The sequence below is a fragment of the Streptomyces sp. NBC_00440 genome, from assembly GCF_036014215.1.
In the GTDB taxonomy this organism is placed as follows: Bacteria; Actinomycetota; Actinomycetes; order Streptomycetales; family Streptomycetaceae; genus Streptomyces.
The window spans coordinates 4,533,318-4,550,517 of the sequence record NZ_CP107921.1 but is presented as its reverse complement, the minus strand read 5'-3'; the positions used below and the strand labels follow the sequence as shown (position 1 = coordinate 4,550,517).

The following is a 17,200-nucleotide window of genomic DNA, read 5'->3' as shown; positions in this document are numbered from 1 at the left end:
TTCCATGACGACCGTCGCCTCGACGCGGCCGGCCCGGCGCCCAGCACCCGTGCGGACGGCGCGCGGCCGGCCGCCCCGCTCCGACCGGCGGGCGGGCCTGCTGCTCAGTACCCCGTTCCTGGTCGTCTACCTGCTGTTCCTGGGCGGCCCACTGCTGATGGGCATCGTGCTGAGCTTCTTCAACACGACCACCGTCAAGGACGGCCTCGGCGACTGGGTGGGGGTGTCCAACTACACCCAGGTGCTGCGGGACTCCCTCTTCTGGGACGCCATGTGGCACTCGGTGCTGTTCACCCTGATCACCACCCCGCTGCTGGTGGTCCTCGCGCTGCTGTTCGCCGTCCTCGCGTCCCGGATCCGGCGCGGCCGGGTCTTCTACCGGCTGGCGTTCTTCGCGCCGTACGTGGTGCCGTCGTCCGTGGTCGCCCTGATCTTCCTGTGGATGTACACACCCCAGGTCGGTCTGCTCCCCAAGCTGTTCGGCGCCGTCGGCCTGCCGGTGCCCGACTTCATCGGCAGCACGTCGGGCGGCTGGACCGCAGTGGTCCTGATGACGCTGTGGTGGACGTTCGGCTTCAACTTCGTCCTCTACACGGCCGCGATCCAGGACGTACCGCCGGATGTGTACGAGGCCGCCGCGATCGACGGGGCGAGCCCCTGGCAGCAGATCCGGCTGATCACCGTGCCGCTGCTGCGCCCGACCACCGGGCTGGTGCTGATCCTCCAGATCCTGGCCTCGCTGAAGGTCTTCGACCAGATCTACCTGCTTCTCGGCGGCGGCCCCGACCAGTCGACGCGGCCGGTCATCGAGTACATCTACGACACCGGATTCACCTCCTACCGGGGTGGCTACGGCGCCGCCGCCACCATGGTCTATTTCGTCATCATCGTCGCGATCTCGACAGCCTGGTACGTGCTGCGCCGCCGGTCCGCGACCCCGGCCGCGCCCCGCACCGCGGCCTGAGCGGAGGACACCTTGAGCAGCATCACCCAGCCGCGGCCCGCCGGCGCCGGGGGACCGGCCGCATCGCCCGGCTCGCACACACCGCCCGGCGTCAACGGCGCGAAACTCTTCAACCGGCTCTGCGCCGTCTGTCTCACCCTGTTCGCGCTGATCTGGCTCGTCCCGTTCGCGTGGGCGCTCATCACCTCGCTGCGGCCGGACGGCTCGATCACCGCGAACCCGACGTCGCCCTTCGCCGGGGGCTGGTCCCTGCACGCGTACTCGTACGCCTGGGACACCTATCCGATCGGCTCCTGGTACCTCAACAGCCTGGTCATCGGGGCCCTCGCGGTGGTCTTCACCGTGGCGTTCTGCTCGATGGCGGGCTTCGCCCTGGCCTTCCTCCGCTTTCCCGGCCGGAACGTCCTCCTGGCGCTGGTCACGGCGGGGCTGATGCTGCCGACCGAGGCGCTGATCCTGCCGCAGTTCATCGAGTACCGGTCGCTGCATCTGCTCGGCACCTACTGGGCGCTGGTCCTGCCGTCGGTGGCCGCGCCGGTGTCGGTCTTCATCTTCCAGGCGTTCTTCAAGGGCATCCCGGTCCCGCTGATCGAGGCCGCGCGCATCGACGGGGCGAGCTGGTGGCGGGTCTACTGGACGATCTGTATGCCGATCTGCCGTCCGGCGGTCTCGACGGTGTCGATCCTGACGTTCATCAACTCGTGGAACGCGTTCCTGTGGCCGCTGCTCGTCCTGAACCAGACCAAGTCGCAGACGATCCCGGTGGGTCTGGCGTCCCTGGTCAACAACAGCAACATCCAGTACGCGGAGGTCATGGCGTCGTCGGTGCTCGGATTCCTGCCGCTGATCGCGGTGTTCCTGGTCTTCCAGCGGCGGATCGTGCAGGGCGTGGCGACCACCGGGATCAAGTAGCGGGCGGGGAACCGGGATCCGGGGCCGGCGCCGGCTCCGGGTCTGCGGCCCCGGTGCCGTCGGCGCCCAGGACCAGCTCGGCGAGCCGGAGGTACGCGTTCACGGTGGCCGCCCGCAGCCAGCCGAGCTCCCAGCCGGGCGACTGCAGCGCCGTGTCGAAGGGGACGTGCACCACCTGGCCGGGGTCCACGCCGAGCCGCCCGGCGAAGGAGGCGGGCAGCCGCCGGCCGGACGACCCGCCGACCTCGGCGGCCACCACGACCGCCTCGCGCGCCATCCGCTCGTGCCCCGCCTCCCGTACGTCGTCGAGGGTCCGCACCGCAGCGTCGAGGAACCAGTCCGCGGTGCCGCAGCAGAGGACCAGCCGGTCGGTGTGGTCCAGGACCACCTGGGCCGAACGGTCGAGCCGCAGCCGGGACCAGTCGGTCAGCACACAGGAGTAGTGGCGAGCGGTCTGCGCCAGCACCCGGGCGTACTCGTGTGCGTGCGCCGGGTTCTGGCTGAAGTGGCCCCCACGGTGGGCCATCACTTCGAGGCCGGACGGCAGCCGGGTGGTGAGGGCGCGGATCTCCGCGTACGAGGGGGTGGGTTCGAGCGCAGCCAGATCGCGTACGACGGCCTCGTTGCGCCGGGTGAGGAAGGCGTCGAGCGACCCCTCGGACGCGGCGCCGTCGAGGGCCAGGACCGGCTCGGCGCGTACGGAGGCGAGCAGCGAGCCGAGCACCATCGTCGCCGTGGCCCGCCCGCTGTAGTGGTAGGCGCCGGCCAGGGTCACCCGCCTGCTGTACGGCAGTGGCCTGCGCAGCCGCTCCAGGCGCGCCAGCGTCTCGCGGCGGGCGGACCCGAAGCGCGGCAGTCGCAGCCCGCTCCCCGCCGGCCGCTGCTCGCTCCCGTCCCGGGGCGGGTCGAGCGGCACCCGCGCCGACGGCCGGTGGCTGCCGGTGGCGAGCGGGGCGGGGCCTTCGGCGCCGCCGCGCTGGAGCCGCACCCTGGCGACGTACCGGGCCAGGAGTTCGGCGACCTCGCTCGCCGCGGGACGCCGCGCCGGATCCACGTCGAGGCAGCGCAGCACCAGGTCGCGCAACTGGTCCCAGGCGCCGCCCTGCCACAGGTGCATCCCTTCCGGCAGACCCGGCAGCTCATACCCCACCTTGCTGCTGATGAGCTGGAGCAGCTCGCCGAGGGAGCGCATGTTGTCCTCGCGGGTGGGGACCGGTCCCGAACCCGCATACACCCCGTCGACCGCACAGTCCGAGAGATCCGCGAGCACCACGGAGCGGCGCAGGACGAACACACTGTCGGCACTGAGGTCGGCGAGCACGATGCCGTTCACATGGCACACGCTGAGGGCGTTCGCGAGGTAGCAGGCGACGAGCAGCCCGCGCAGGATGTCGAAGGGAGCGGTGTAGCCCCGCACGGCCTGCGCGTAGATGTCCCCGAGGCGCGGGGGCTGCGCGGCCGGCGAGTCCGCGTCCGCGATCGGCGTCATCGCGAGCCAGCGCGGCGAGTCCCGGAGCCCGTCGGCGAGCAGGACGGGTGCGCACTGCCCCTGGAGCCGGCGGAGCACCTCGGCCTCCACGTCGATCAACCGGCTGTTGGACGCGGGGAGATCGGGGCGCGGTATCCGCAGCACGGCCTCCTCGCCCTCTGGATCGACTCCCCGGTAGACGACCGTGCGGCGCCCGCGGCGACGGCCGCGCAGCTCGTACCCGCCGAGCCGGCGCGGGTCGTCGTCGGTGAGCGGTTCCCAGTGGTCGGCGTCGGGGCCTTCGGGCTCGCGCTCAGGGCCCGGGGTGGACGCCGGGTCGCCGAACGAGACACCGAACCGGCTGAGCAGCCGCCGCTCGACGCTGGTGAACGGCTGGTGCGAGCCGGGCAGCTGGGCGGAGCCGTCCGGATGGGCCAGCCAGGCCGGGAAGTCGGGCGAGTTTCCGGCGAGTTCCCCGAGGCGGCGTCCGATCCGGCGGCTGGTGTGGAGGAGTTCGGCCTGCGGGACCGCGTCGAGCAGTACGGCCTTGGTCTCGTCGGAGAAGTCGAAGACCCGGTGCTTGGCGGGCAGCGGACCTGGTACGGGCGCCGGATGCGGGCGTACGAGCCCGCCGAGGAACACCTCCGCGAGGTCGGACGTACCGGCCTTCCAGGGCACCGCGCTCTGCACCAGCCGCATCACCGGTACGGACAGCGGGGAGACCGCGGCGAGATGGGCCGCGAGGCGGTACGCCTCCGGGGTGGCCGCGTCGCGGAAGTGCTGGACGCTGCTGAGGTCCCGGGAGGGGGCCACGGCCCCGAACCGGCCGGGCCCGGCCAGCAGCGGCAGCTCCACGGTGGTGCCCGGCGAGGCGAGCAGCCGCGCCCAGTCCCGCAGCGAGCGGGCCGTCGGCTCAAGGACGGGCACCGGCACCCCGTCGAAGTCGGCGAGCCCCGGAGGCAGTACCGGATCCGCGATCTCCCAGGAGGTGTTGGCGCCACCGATGCGCCGGGTGGTGGCCCGCCAGCTCTCGGCGGATATGCCGGACGCCTCCCACATGTCGGGCGGCAGGGTGTGCAGCACCGCGACCGGGCCGCGCGCCGCCCGCACGGCCAGCAGCTCGTGCATCGTGCCGGACCGCCAGGCGGCGCCCATGCCGTCGCTGACGACCAGCAGGAGGGTACGGCCCGACGGGTCGTTCACGATGCTCAGCGGCAGCTCCGCGCCGTCCGTACGGAACGGCCTGGCGTGCAGCCGCGGTTGGTGCGGAGTACGGGTGTCGAGACCGAGTACGCGGATGGTGGCGAAGGCGCCCAGCCGTTCCAGCAGGGCGCGCAGCTCCGCACCGAGGCGGTGCCACAGCAGCATGGACAGACCGTCGTCGACGAGCAGGACGAGGTTCAGCCAGCGCTCGCGCACCGGCCGCTGCACCACGTCGGCGAGCCGGGTCTCGGCGAGTCCGGCCGCAGTGCGCTCCTCGTCGATCTCGGTGCGGTGCCGGCTGTCCCGTCTGCGGCGCAACGGCCGCAGCGCCCGGCCGAGTTCGAGCTCGTCGGCGAGTGCCTTGTCCTCGGGGATCCGCAGCGGCATCGCCCTGCGCGGCCGCGGGCCCGGCTCTGGCGGCCGCGTTCCGGGCGCGGGGCCCTGGCGGGCCGCCGCGTACAGGGCCGGGGTGGTGAGGTCGGGCAGATCCGGGTCGTCGGCCTCCGGTACGGGCTGCCGCGGGCCGCCCGCCTCCGGTCCGGAGTCCGGCGGCTCGGGGGGCGGCGGTGCGGCGGGCTCGTCCCGGTGGAGCGGCGCGTGTTGGCCCGCGGGCAGCCTGCGGGCCAGCCAGAGCACGTCGAGGACCTGGTCCGCGTCCAGGTCGTGACCGCAGGCGGACAGGACCCGCAGCGCGTCGGCGAGCGGGCCGCCGGGGGTGGCTGCCGCCCCCGGACCCGCCGCCTCCGGATCGCCCGCCGTGGTCACATCGCCCCGGTGAGCTGATGCAGTACGGCGTCCAGCAGCCCTTCAGCGTCCAGGTCGATACCGCCCGCGCGCAGGAACACGGCGTTGAGCAGCTGGTCGGTGGCGAGTTCGCCCGGGGCCCGGCGGCGCAGGAAGACCTCGATCAGGTCCTCGGCCTCCCGCAGCGCCTCCTCGCCGAGGTGCGCGGCGACGATGGCACGCAGCCGCTCCTCGTCGGGCACCGGCAGGTCGAGCCGGACGCAGCGGCGCAGGAACGCGGGCGGGAAGTCCCGCTCGCCGTTGCTGGTGATCACCACGACGGGGAACTCGGCGCACTGGACGAGCCCCTGGTGCACCCGGACCGTGCCCCGGTGGTCCAGGTTCTGCACCTCCACGTCGGCCATGTCCTCCGGGAGCCGGGTCAGCTCCGCGATGTCGAAGACGCCCTCCTCGAAGACGGTGAGCAGGTCGTTGGGCAGATCGACGTCGCCCTTGTCCATCTCGTCGATGAGCAGGGCGCGCGGGGTGGACGACGGCACCAGGGCGGTGCCGAGCGGGCCGAGCCGGATGAACGTGCCGATCGACGGCTCGCGTTCGCCGCGGTCCCGGCTCAGCGTCGTCTCGCGCAGCCGGCCGATCGCGTCGTACTGGTAGAGGGCGTCCTTCACGGTGGAGCGGCTGTTGACGGGCCAGCGCAGCAGCTCCCCCAGCCGCAGTTCGTGCGCGATGGCGCGGGCCAGCGACGACTTGCCGGTGCCGGCGGGGCCGGTCACCAGCAGCGGACGGCGCAGGTGCAGCGCCGCGTTGACGACGTCGGCGTGCCGGGGCTCGATCAGATACGGCAACTCGGGGCGCATCGACCGTACGGGCGTGAAACGCCGCCAGGGCGGGGCCGACGGGAGGGCGATGGCCCGGGGCACGCCGTCGCCGCGGAAGAGCCGCCAGTCCGCGTCGGCACCACCGGCACCACCGGCACCATCGGCAGGGGCACCGGCATCGGCGTCGGGAGCGGGACCGGGAGCGGATGTCATGTGCTCTCCTGTGGTTCGGTCAGGTGCAGTCGGGGCACGGTGCGGTCGGCGTCGGCCCAGGCGAGGACCGGGCGGCCGGGGAACTCGGGCGGACTGGCCATGGCGTTGGCCCGGTAGCCGCGCACCCCGTCGGGCAGCTCCCGGGTGGCGACGTCCGCCATGTGCTCGACGACATGTGACGCTCCGTCCCCACCGCGGTCCCACACCACCACAGGTATGCCCAGCGCGAGACAGATCTGCACGATGCCGTCACGCGGGCCGGGTGGTACGTCCACGGAGACGCGCACCGTGTCGAGTTGGTTGACAAGGGTGGAGTAGACGGCGTCGCGGTCCATGGACTCCGAGACGACAACGGTCTTCCCCGAGTCGAGCCGGTTCCACCGGGTGCGCCAGTGGGACATGAACCGGCCGTGTCTGCGCAGGAGCTCGGGGCAGTGCACGACCAGCGGGTACTCCACGCCGAGCACCCCCGGCACGATCTCGTCCGGGTCCCGCGCCTCCCACTCGTCCACGGGCAGGTTCAGGCTGCCGCGGTCCACCAGCACCTCGACCAGGGGCGGCCGTTCGTCCCCGTCCGGGGGCCTGAGCGAGTCCAGTACGCGCAGCACCTCGCGCGCCGCCTCCGACGCCGAGTACGACACGGCGCTGTCCGTCGACACCTGCCGGGGCCCGGCCCCCTCGTCGCACCAGCTCCGCAGGTGGTGCCGGCCCGGCTCCGCCCGTGTCACCTGCACCAGGACGCGCACCCGCGCGGAGCGCTCGCGCACGGAGCGCACCCACTCCTGGGCATCGGCCCGGCGCTCGCCGAGCGCAGGCCGCGGGATACCGAGGCGCTGGGCCACCCCGTCCGCCCACATCCGCAGCTGCGCCCGCCGGGGCCCTGTGCCCAGCGCACCGACGTACTCCATGACGCGCAGCAGCGCCGGGACCCGGCGTTCCCGGCCGGTGGAGTGACCGTCGCCCGGCAGCACCTCCAGGTGGTCGAGGAGCTCGTCCAGGGAGTCTCCGCCGGGCTGGGCTGCCAGATGCGGCAGCGCGGCGCGCACCGCCTCCGGGAACCGGTCGAGCACGGCCCGGTCCATGGCCCGCAGATGCTTGCGCAGTGCGGTGTACTCCTGCGGGGACAGCAGCCTGGGCGCGCGCGAGAGGCTGCCCGCCGCGAGCAGCCGGTCGGCGGCTTCCGGGGTGTCGCGGCGCATGATCCCGGAGAGGGCCGCCAGAGCGCGCGGGTGCGTGAGGAGGAACGCCGCGAACTCCTCGGGGGTGGGCGGGGTGACGCCGCTGCCGTTCGGGATGCCGCACGCGGTGGCCAGCCGCTGGGCGCGGTCGATGCGCTCGCTCATCACCGGCAGGAGTTCCACGATCGCCTCCGTCAGCAGCAGGAAGGCGGGGTCCTCCATGTCGAGGGGTGCGGGGAGCACCGCGTCGAGGATGCCCAGGGGGCGCAGTTCGGCCTCGACGCGCTGCCAGGGGACGGCCCAGCTGCGCCGCACGAGATGCTGGGGGCTGTACGGGAGCGGGGCCCCGGTGCCGGGGTCGCGCGGCGGCATGAAGTGCGCGACGACCAGGCCGACGACGGCCCGCTCGTGCCGGCACCAGAGCGGTCCGCCGCTGTAGCCCGGGCCGACCGCCATGCCGGTGGACTCGCCGTCCAGGTAGCCCAGGGAGCGGTGGAGCGAGGCGACGGTGAGGCGGGCGAGGGTGGCGGCCCGGCCGCCGCCGTGCCAGGCCCCCACCTCCTGGCCGACCGCCATGGCGGCCCGGCCGGCGACGGGCAGGCCCCCGGCGGGCCCGTCGACGCGCAGCACCGCGAGGTCGCCCAGCCACTCGTCGTCGCCCCTGCGCACCGCGCCGCCGTCCCGGCCGCGTGGCGGGATCCAGTGCGCCACCCGCGCGGGGTACCGGTACCACCGCACGGCGTCGCGCAGTTCCACGGGAATCTCGCCGGTCCCCGGCGACCGGAACTCGAACATGTCGCGGCCCAGGGCGTCGTTGACGACGTGGGCGCAGGTCAGCACGGTGTCGGCGCCGAGTACGAAGCCCGCTCCTGCGGCCTTGTCGCCCTCGGCCCGCAGTACGGACACGACGTGGAGGGACGGGTCGTCGTCGTCCACGTCCCCCGCGGAGCGGAACCACCCCACGCTCACTCCCCGTCGGACGTCGGGGCGGCGGCCGGGGCGGAGTTGGCGGGCGGGGCAGCGGGAGCGGAGTTCGTGGCGGCGGGCGCGGAGTTGGCGGCGGAGTTGGTGGCGGGCTTCCAGCTGGCGGTGACGGTGAGATGGGCCTGACCGTTGGAGCCCACGATCCCGAACTTGAGGTCCTGGCCGACCTGCACCCCGAAAGTCACGCTCAGCTCCGTGGGCGGCTCGGGCGCTGAGGAGACGGCGTGGTGCACCTCTTGGAGCAGCGGACCCAGCGGCTTGAACACCCCGCGCAGGGCCCCGGCCGCGAAGTTGGCGACGCCCCGGCCGCCCGCGGCCACCGGCACGGCCTGCCCCATGCCTTCCGGGAGGTCACGGTCGGAGGCGGCAGGCGCGGGGTCCGCGCCCTCGACGGGGGTGAGCAGGAAGCGGACCGGCGTACCGTCGTCGAGTTCGAGGTCAGGCGTAGTAGACACGTGCACATTGTCGCCAGTCGAACGCGTCCGGGGGGCACCGAACCGGTAACTCGGTTACCTGATCGGTGCATTGGGTGTTGCGCATGATCGAGCCGGACCCTTCGCGCCGGCGCCAGTCCGCGCCCGGGATCTCCCGCCACGACGGTGTCGTCGCCACGGGGCGCGTGCCGCGCATACCGTGGGGCAGGAGCCCCGCACGAATACGAAAGCCGGTTGGCGAGCAGACACTGGGCCTGGGAGACGTGCAGACGGGGACCTTGCGTACCGGCCCCTCACTGTCGCGGCCTCGCGGCTCGCGGAGCAGCACGAACGCTGATGGATCACGCCAGGTTCACCGGTGCGCCGCTCGTGCGGCTGCGGTGGGCGGCCTCGACGATCGCGACGATGTCGAGCACCTCCGCCTCGGGGACATTGGGGGTGCCGGTGCGGCAGGCGTCGACGATCGAGGTGAGCAGCCCGGTGAGCATGGGCGGTCCGGCCTCGATGGTGAACTCCGCTGCTCCGCCGGGACCGCTGACGCGCCCCGTCGTGAGCGGTGACCACCGTTCCTCGCCGCCGAGGGTCGCCGTCCGCCCGTCCGGCCAGGTCAGCGTGACCCTTTCGCCGGTCGAGGCGTCGACTTGTGCGCATCCCGGTCCGAGCGCCGCGACCGCGAGGTCGACCAGGTGCACGCCGTACCAGGCCAGGAACGGATGTCCGGGCTGGGTGGGCAGCGGGCCGGTCAGGTCGACGCGGTCGGGCCGGCCCCGGTTGGCGGCGCAGCGGAACTCGGGCGTGAAGCGCTTCGGCGAGCCCGCCAGCGGCAGACACCCGTGGACACCGGCCGTCGCCAGCATGGCCCTGGCGTCCTCAGTGGTGAGAGCGAAGCGCGTGTCGACGTAGACCGGCTTGCCGAACGGAGCCAGCCGGGTGAAGTGGTCCGCGTGGGTGCGGGCGTCGGAGGCGACGACGAGCAGAGCGTCGCAGCCCTCGGCGACCTGCTCAGGGGTGGCGTACAGCGGGACCCCGAGTTCTGTCACCTCCCGGGCGAAGGAGTCGATGCGGCCCCGGCCGAGCGGGAAGTCCGCGGCCACCATGCCCTTCCAGGCCGCGGCGATCGTGCCGCCCGGCACGTTGCCGTTGACGCCGTCGCCGAACAGGCGCGTGAAGGACGGCGCGTGCGGGGAGTCGAGGCCGATGAGTCCGAGGCGCAGCGGCGGTTCCGGCGATCGGGGCGTCATCCCTTCACCCCCGAGGACGTGACGCCGGCGACAATGTGCCGCTGCAGCACGATGAAGATCACGAAGCAGGGGATGAAGCTGACGAAGGCGGCGGACATGATGCTCGGCGTCGACACGGTCTCGGTGTGCAGCGTGGCGAGCCCGACGGTCAGCGTGCGGGCCTCGTCGGTCTGGCCCACGACCAGCGGCCACAGCAGGTCGTTCCAGTGCCACAGGAAGACGAAGATGGCGAGCGTGGCCAGCACCGGCCGGATCAGGGGCAGCACGATCCGCGCGAAGGTGCGCCATTCCCCCGCTCCGTCGATACGTGCCGCGTCGAACAGTTCGTCGGGCAGGTCGCGGACGAACTGCCGGATGAGGAACACGGCCTGCGCGTTGGCGAGGGTGGGCATGATCAGGCCCCAGAGCGTGTTCACCCCGTTCATGCGGGCGACGAGGATGAACGTGGGGATGAGCGTCGCCTGCATCGGCACCATGAGAGTGGCGACGATCGCCCACAGCACGGCGTTGCGGCCCGGGAAGCGCTTGCGTACCAGGGCGTAGGCGGCCATTGACGCGGTGAGCAGGATGACCACCACCGAGACGACGGAGTAGACGAAGGAGTTGAGCAGCCAGAGCGGGAAGTCGCCGACCTGGAAGATGCGTGTGATGTTGTCGAGGGTCAGCGAGTCGGGCAGCGCGTCCGGCAGTGTGGGTGCGTCCTCAGGCGAAAGGGCCAGGACGGCAACGGCGAGCAGCGGGCCTACCGTGAACAGCGACATGAGGGTCAGCAGGAGGGCCGCGACGCGCCGGCTGCGGTGCGTGGGGCTCCCGCGTCGCGTGCCGAGGGTGGTGGACGGGGAGGTCACTTGGCGTCCTTCCTTTCGACGAAGTGCCGCTGGATGAGGGAAAGGACCAGCACGATGGCGAAGAGCACCATGCCGATGGCCGCCGCGTAGCCGAAGTCGAGGTACTTGAAGCCCTCGTCGTAGAGGAAATAGATGAGGCTGTAGCTGGCCCTGTTGGGGCCACCGCCGGTCATGACGTAGATGGTGTCGAAGACCTGGAAACCGACGATCGTCTCGATCACGAGGACGAAGAACAGCACGGGCTTGAGCAGCGGCAACGTCACGTGCCAGAAGGCCTGCAGGCTGCTCGCCCCGTCGATGCGGGCCGCCTCGTGCACCTCCGCCGGCTGGGCCTTCAGGCCGGCGAGGAAGACGAGCATGGAGTAGCCGAAGCCCTTCCACACCGACACCATGGCGAGGCAGCCGATCACCAGCCACTGGTCCCCGGACAGGAAGGGCACCGTGCCGGCACCGAGTCCGCGCAGCGCGGCGTTCAGCGGTCCGTCGGTGTCGAAGATCCAGGACCAGATGATGCCGGCCATGACGAAGGAACTCAGGTAGGGCACGAAGAGCAGGGCGCGGAATGTGCCGGTGAAGCGCACCAGCGTGTTCAGCAGCAGCGCGCCGCCCAGGGACACGGCGATGGTCAGCGGCACGAAGATGACGACGTAGGCGGCGGTGGCCGTGAGCGACTGCCAGAAGTTCGGGTCGGAGAAGAGGCGTTGGTAGTGCTGCGTCCCGAGCCAGGACACGTCGCCGTTGAGCCGGTACTGCGTCAGGCTCATGGCGCCCGCACCCGCGATGGGGAGGAACTTGAACAGGCCGAAGATGACGAGTGTCGGAAGGACGAACAGGATGCCTGCGACCGCTTCGCGACGGTGGGCCGCACGGCTGCCGGCAGAGGTCTTCACCGCGGCCGGGCGGGACGCCGCTCGGCTGTCGGGTGCTGTTCTGGTGGGTGTGCGCACGGGCATGGCGGCCAATCGACGTGGCGGAGACGGTTCGGGAGCGGTGCGGCCTCTCTCGGGGCCGGGGACGCATGGCTCGTCTGCTGGGTCAGGAACGGGCGAGCAGGGCGCGGGCTTCCTTCGCGGCCTTGTCGAGCGCCTCCTTCACCGAGAGGTCACCGTCGAGCGCGGCCTGGATGCAGGGCGCCAGCGCCGACATCACCTGGCGGGCGGCGGGCGAGGGCTCGCCGGGGTTGGCGTACTTCAGGGCCTTCGTCATCGTCTTGAAGTCCGGTCCGGTTCCGGGGGCCTGAACGTCGGTGCGTGCCGGGAAGTTGCCCGCCGCGGCGTTGAGGGAGGCCTGCGCCTTCGCGGAGGACAGGTAGGACAGCACTTCGTAGGCGGCCTTGCGGTTGCTGTCCTTGTTGATCGAGGTCAGGGAGAGCAGCCCGGGGTTGCCGTAGGTCGCGCGCGCCTGGTCCTTCAGCGGGAGGCCGAGAGTGACGCTGTCCTTGCCGAGGGCGGCGCGCATCTGCTGCAGTTCGGGCAGTGAAGTGACCGGACGCATGGCGACCTTGCCGGCCGCGATGGGGGCACCCTGGACGGCGGGTCCCGCGATGGCGGCGCCGGCCGGCAGTCCGCCCTTCTTCTTCAGGTCGACGAGGAACTGCAGCGCGGAGACACCGGCGGCGGAGTCGAACGCCACGTCCTTGCCGTCCTTGGTGAAGACCGCACCGCCGGCCTGCCACAGCAGCGGGTAGAAGGAGAGGTTGAGCGTCTGTTCGGTGCTGCCGGCGTAGTCCATGACCGCGATGCCCTTCTTGGCGAGCACGGGAGCCGCCTTGAGAACGTCGGCCCAGGTCCTGGGCAGTTCGAGACCGGCGTCAGCGAAGATCTTCGTGTTGTACGCGGTGGCGTTCACGTTCTGGAAGAGCGGCACCCCGTACAACTTTCCGTCGAAGGTGGCGGCCTTGAGTGTCCCTGGGTAGAAAGCCCCCCGCTGGTTCGCCACGGCGTCGTCCACGGGCAGCAGCCCCTGCACCTTTTGGTACGTGGCGGCTTGGTCGGGGGTGATCAGTACGATGTCCGGGCCGGAGCCCGCCGCGAGTGCGGCGGATATCTGGGCGTCCCGCTTGTCAAAGGTCTGCAGATCGATGTTCAGGTCGATGCCGGGGTGGGTCTTCTCGAAGTCGGCCTCGGTCTTCTCCCAGTACTTCTTGCTCGCTGCCGCGTCCTTGATGACGGGGTACATCCACAGCGTCACCTTGGCCTTGCCGTCGGAGCCGGAGGACGAGGAGCAGGCTGTGAACGCCAGAAGTGCGGCGGCTGCCAGGGCCGCGTAGCGGAGCGGTCGGATGCTCATGCGGTTTCTCCCTCTCGTGGTCCTTCTGGTCCTTCGACGGCCTGGGCGAGGGCCGGTCCGTTCGCGGCGGCAGAGAACGGGCCGGGGGCCGGGGCCGCGTCGGGCCCCTGCGCGACGGCGGTCAGGGTCGCGAGGGCGTCCCGGTGACGGGCGAGCAGCGGTTCGCCGGTCAGCAGGGGGTCTGCGGTGTCGCGCATCCAGCCGAGCAGCGCGGCGGCGAGCCCGGTCAAGGCGTCCCGGCAGGTGAGGTCGTCGGCTCGGTTGTCCCTCTCGTGCGGGTCTCGCTCCAAGTCGTACAGCTCCAGCAGAGGGCTGGAGCCGATGGTGGGACCGTTGAGGTCGGCCGGCAGGCTCCGGTGCACCCAGGACTGCGTGGGGTCCATCGCACGGGGGGCGTTGGCGAGGTTGACGATCAGCTTGTGCGTGGCGGAGCGTGCCGAGCGCTTCGGGTCGTAATACGTGTGGTGGGTGAGCTGGCCGAAGGTGTGCTCACGCGGGGGCCGGCCGTCCGCCGCCAGCGGGACGAGACTCGTGCCGGCGAGGCCTTCGGGCCGGGGCAGACCGACCAGGTCCAGGAGCGTGGGCAGCACGTCGACGTGGCTCACCATCGGGGCGAGACGGCGTCCCGCCCATGGGGCGCGGCCCGGGACGCGCATCATGAGGGCCACTTCCAGGCCGGGGTCGTAGAGGGTGCACTTGGCCCGGGGCAGGGCGAGACCGTGGTCGGTGGTGAAGACGACGATCGTCTCCTCCCGCAGGCCGAGCGCGTCGAGGTGGTCCAGGATGCGGCCGACACCTTCGTCCATGTGCCGGACGGCGCCCTGCAGTTCGGCGATCTCCTCGCGGGCACCCAGGTCGTCGCGCAGGTAGGGGGGCACGGTATGGCCGAGAGAGCTGTCGGGTCGTACGGCGTCACCGAGGAAGCCCATGACGCCGGGCCGGTCGTCTCTGGAGGGTGTGCGGTGCGGTTCGTGGAAGCCGACCTGCAGATAGAACGGGGCGTCGGAGGCCGAAGCCCGGTTCAGAGCGTCGGTGGTGCGCTCGACGACCACGTCGCGGTCGCCGCCGCTGCGCACCCGGTCGAAGCCGAGGCGCGCGGCCACGGTGTCGTCGGGGAGTACGCGGGACTCGTGGTGCACGCCGATGAGTTCGGTCCGGTAGCCGGCTGACTTCAGGCGGTGGGCGATGTGGGTGTTCGGCTCGTGCAGGTCCCAGCCGAAGGGGTCGTGGGTGAGGCCGAGCACGCCATTGGTCTGCGGGTAGGTGCCCGTGAACAGCGACGCCCTGGCGGGGCTGCAGTGCGGCGCCGTGGCGAAGGCGGTCTCGAAGACGGCCGACTCCGCGGCCAGTTGATCCAGGCGGGGGGTCACCACGGTGGGAACGGCGTACACGCCGAGGAACCGCCCCAGGTCGTGGCAGTGGACAAGCAGGATGTTGCGCGGCTCGGTCATCCCATCCGCTCCAGGTCCGTGCGCGTGAGCGCGTGCTGCAGAGGCTGCCCGGCGAGGTGCCGGCTGATCTCGTCGACGACAATGTGTCCAGCACGCCGCCGGGAGCCGGCGCTGGCTCCGCCCAGATGCGGGGTGAGCAGGACGTTGGGCAGGCCTCGCCACCGGTCGTCCCCGGGAAGCGGCTCGATGTCGAACACGTCGAGCGCGGCGTCGATCCGGCCGGAGGCGACCGCCTCGAACAGGGCGTCCATGTCCACGAGCGAGGGGCGGGCCGTGTTGACGAACAGGCCCCCGTCGCGGATTGCGGCGATCTCCGCAGCGCCGATCATGCCCCGGCTCTCGGCGGTGTCCGGGGCGTGCACCGCGATGACGTCTGCCCAGGACAACAGGTCGGGCAGGTCACCGGCCAGTGATGCCAAGGGATCCGGCGGGATCAGGTAGGGGTCGTACACCCGGACCTCGGCGCCCAGCGCCCGGCAGGTCTCGATGTATGGCCGTCCGGTGCGTGAGGCACCGATGACGGCGATGCGGGCGTCACGGATCTCACGGGCACGCTCGACCGCGCGGGCTTCCTGCCAGCTCCTGCCCGAGCGCAGAGCGTGGTCGAGGCGGTGGGTGCGGCGCAGCAGGGAGAGCGTGAATGTGAGCGAGAGCTCGGCGACGGAGGACGCCATCGCGGCGCCGGCCTGCGAGATCTGCACACCCGCGGCCCAGAAGTCGTCGCTCACCAACGTCTGCACGGAGGAGGCGGCGTGCATGACGAGACGCAGCTCGGGGGCGAGCGCCAGACGCGTGGCGTCCAGCCGCGGGAACCCCCATGCGGTGACGAAGACGTGCACGCCTGCGGCGGCCGCGCGGAACGCGTCCGGGTCCTGCAGTGCGCTCGGCTGGATCTCGGTGACCTCGCCGAGCTGCTCCAGGGCGCGGACCGTCTCCGGCGGGAAGAACGCGTCCGCCTCGGCAGCGGGGACGCTCAGCAAGATCCGCGTGGGTGAGCGACGGGGAGCTGAGGCTCCCCGGTGGGCTCCGAGGTGATGGTTCATGGCGGCGAAGCTAGTCAGGAGGAGTAACTTCTGTCAATGACCGAAAGAACTACAATGGAGCCCTGTTGCCGTTGAGGAGGCCTGTTTTCATGCCGTCGTCCAGCTCCCCTGATCCCGAGGGCCCGCCCGCGACGAAGCCGCGCGCCGGGAGCAAAGCCCTGATCCGCGAGATCAACGAGGCACTGGTCCTCGATGTCGTGCGCGCGCAACGTCCGGTGGCGAGGGCGAACATCGCGACCACCACCGGACTCAGTCCGGCCACCGTCACCGGGATCACCTCCAAGCTGCTGCGCGCGGGGCTGCTCATCGAGACGGACGTCGTCCGGGGCACCGGAGGCCGGCCGGCCCGCCTGCTCGACCTGGGCAGTGACGCGGTGGTCGCCGCCGGTGTGCGGCTGTCGGACTCGGACGCGTTCGTACTGATGGTCAATCTGCGCGGCGAAGTGGTCGCCTCGCACCAGGAGCCGCTCACGTCCACCGACCCGGACGACGTCGGCAAGGCCGTAGCCCGGGCCGTGCGCGCAGCAAAGGCAGGCCGGGCCTCCGCGACGCTCATCGGTGTGGGCATCGCCGTCTCGGGCGTGGTGGACCACGCGGGAGGCGCCGTACGGCACAGCGGTTCGCTCGGCTGGGACGACGTCCCGTTCCAGGCACAGTTGACGTCTCTGCTGGAGGCTCCCGTCGCCATCGACAGCTACGTCAACTGCGTGGCATCGGGCCTGCTGCTCTTCGACGGCCGCCTCGCCGGACGCGACCTGCTGGTGTTCAGCGTCGGAACGAGCCTGGGGGCCTCAGTGGTGGTGCAGGGACGCATCCACCGCGGCTTCAACGGCGCGGCCGGCGGGTTCGCCCACTCCCGCGTCGGCGCGGGCGCCGAACGCCCGTGCCACTGCGGTGCACTGGACTGCCTCGAAACCTGGTCGAGTCACTGGGGCATACAGCGCGAACTCGAACGGCGCGGCCGGCCGGGCGACGGCTTGGCCGAGCGTGACGACGGCCTCGTCACCGAAGCAGCCGACCGTCTCGGCATCGCCATGGCCAACTCTTCCAAGATGTTCGGTCCCGAACACGTGGTGGTCGCCTTCACCCAGGAGATGAACATGCCCGCACTCACCACCCACGTGGAGAAGGTGTTCCACCGGCAGTACGAGCACGACAACACACCCGCCCCCGACCTGGAACTGACAGCGACGGACCCCTCCACGCATGCCCGTGGCGCCGCCTACACCGTACTCGCGCAGATGTTCACCACCGCCACCCATCACGCTCACGTCACCAGCGGACGGAACGCGTTCACGGCCGGATGAGTTCGACAACGGCTTCGAGATCCAGTGGGAGCCGTTCCTCGAACGCGTGGCCACCAGCGGCGACCACAGCACCCCGGAAGCGGCGTCCAGTTGCCGCGAATTG

13 protein-coding genes are annotated in these 17,200 nt (G+C 71.8%); 3 read left to right on the top strand and 10 right to left on the bottom strand.

Features of this window, described 5'->3' with window-relative positions; all coding sequences use genetic code 11:
* The first annotated feature begins 4 nt into the window (after positions 1 to 4).
* Together OHB13_RS20490 and OHB13_RS20485 are read left to right on the top strand one after the other, a co-directional pair.
* On the top strand, positions 5 to 964 hold the full coding sequence (locus OHB13_RS20490) for a carbohydrate ABC transporter permease (RefSeq protein WP_328378074.1): 960 nt from the start codon (positions 5 to 7) through the stop codon (positions 962 to 964).
* A gap of 12 nt (positions 965 to 976) precedes the next feature.
* Positions 977 to 1,876, top strand: a complete 900-nt coding sequence (locus OHB13_RS20485; protein ID WP_328378073.1) for a carbohydrate ABC transporter permease — start codon at positions 977 to 979, stop codon at positions 1,874 to 1,876.
* Here the strand turns inward: OHB13_RS20485 and OHB13_RS20480 are convergent.
* The 10 genes from OHB13_RS20480 to OHB13_RS20435 form a co-directional block, all read right to left on the bottom strand.
* The gene (locus OHB13_RS20480) at positions 1,869 to 5,312 is read right to left on the bottom strand and encodes an SAV_2336 N-terminal domain-related protein (protein WP_328378072.1); all 3,444 of its coding nucleotides are present in this window, start codon (positions 5,310 to 5,312) and stop codon (positions 1,869 to 1,871) included. The two genes, OHB13_RS20485 and OHB13_RS20480, sit on opposite strands and share 8 nt — an antisense overlap.
* Positions 5,309 to 6,322, bottom strand: a complete 1,014-nt coding sequence (locus OHB13_RS20475) for an AAA family ATPase (protein WP_328378071.1) — start codon at positions 6,320 to 6,322, stop codon at positions 5,309 to 5,311. Before OHB13_RS20475 ends, OHB13_RS20480 begins: the two co-directional genes overlap by 4 nt.
* Positions 6,319 to 8,463 (bottom strand): VMAP-C domain-containing protein, encoded by a 2,145-nt coding sequence (locus tag OHB13_RS20470; protein ID WP_328378070.1) that lies wholly within the window; start codon positions 8,461 to 8,463, stop codon positions 6,319 to 6,321. Before OHB13_RS20470 ends, OHB13_RS20475 begins: the two co-directional genes overlap by 4 nt.
* A gap of 2 nt (positions 8,464 to 8,465) precedes the next feature.
* A complete protein-coding gene (locus OHB13_RS20465) occupies positions 8,466 to 8,939 on the bottom strand; it encodes a CU044_2847 family protein (RefSeq protein WP_328378069.1) in 474 nt (157 codons plus the stop codon).
* A gap of 320 nt (positions 8,940 to 9,259) precedes the next feature.
* The gene (locus OHB13_RS20460) at positions 9,260 to 10,159 is read right to left on the bottom strand and encodes a Gfo/Idh/MocA family protein (protein ID WP_328378068.1); all 900 of its coding nucleotides are present in this window, start codon (positions 10,157 to 10,159) and stop codon (positions 9,260 to 9,262) included.
* A complete protein-coding gene (locus OHB13_RS20455) occupies positions 10,156 to 11,007 on the bottom strand; it encodes a carbohydrate ABC transporter permease (protein ID WP_328378067.1) in 852 nt (283 codons plus the stop codon). The genes OHB13_RS20460 and OHB13_RS20455 overlap by 4 nt, the downstream gene beginning before the upstream one ends.
* Complete coding sequence (locus tag OHB13_RS20450) at positions 11,004 to 11,960, bottom strand: carbohydrate ABC transporter permease (RefSeq protein ID WP_328378066.1); 957 nt, start codon at positions 11,958 to 11,960, stop codon at positions 11,004 to 11,006. Before OHB13_RS20450 ends, OHB13_RS20455 begins: the two co-directional genes overlap by 4 nt.
* Positions 11,961 to 12,042: 82 nt before the next feature.
* Positions 12,043 to 13,296 carry an extracellular solute-binding protein gene (locus OHB13_RS20445; RefSeq protein ID WP_328378065.1) on the bottom strand — a complete coding sequence of 418 codons (1,254 nt, stop codon included), beginning with the start codon at positions 13,294 to 13,296 and terminating at the stop codon, positions 12,043 to 12,045.
* The gene (locus tag OHB13_RS20440) at positions 13,293 to 14,747 is read right to left on the bottom strand and encodes a sulfatase family protein (RefSeq protein ID WP_328378064.1); all 1,455 of its coding nucleotides are present in this window, start codon (positions 14,745 to 14,747) and stop codon (positions 13,293 to 13,295) included. Before OHB13_RS20440 ends, OHB13_RS20445 begins: the two co-directional genes overlap by 4 nt.
* Entirely contained in the window at positions 14,744 to 15,790 is a 1,047-nt protein-coding gene (locus OHB13_RS20435; protein ID WP_328378063.1) for a hydroxyacid dehydrogenase, read from the bottom strand. Before OHB13_RS20435 ends, OHB13_RS20440 begins: the two co-directional genes overlap by 4 nt.
* A gap of 89 nt (positions 15,791 to 15,879) precedes the next feature.
* Between OHB13_RS20435 and OHB13_RS20430 the strand changes: the two genes are divergently transcribed.
* Complete coding sequence (locus OHB13_RS20430; protein WP_328378062.1) at positions 15,880 to 17,097, top strand: ROK family protein; 1,218 nt, start codon at positions 15,880 to 15,882, stop codon at positions 17,095 to 17,097.
* The last annotated feature ends 103 nt before the right edge of the window (positions 17,098 to 17,200 follow it).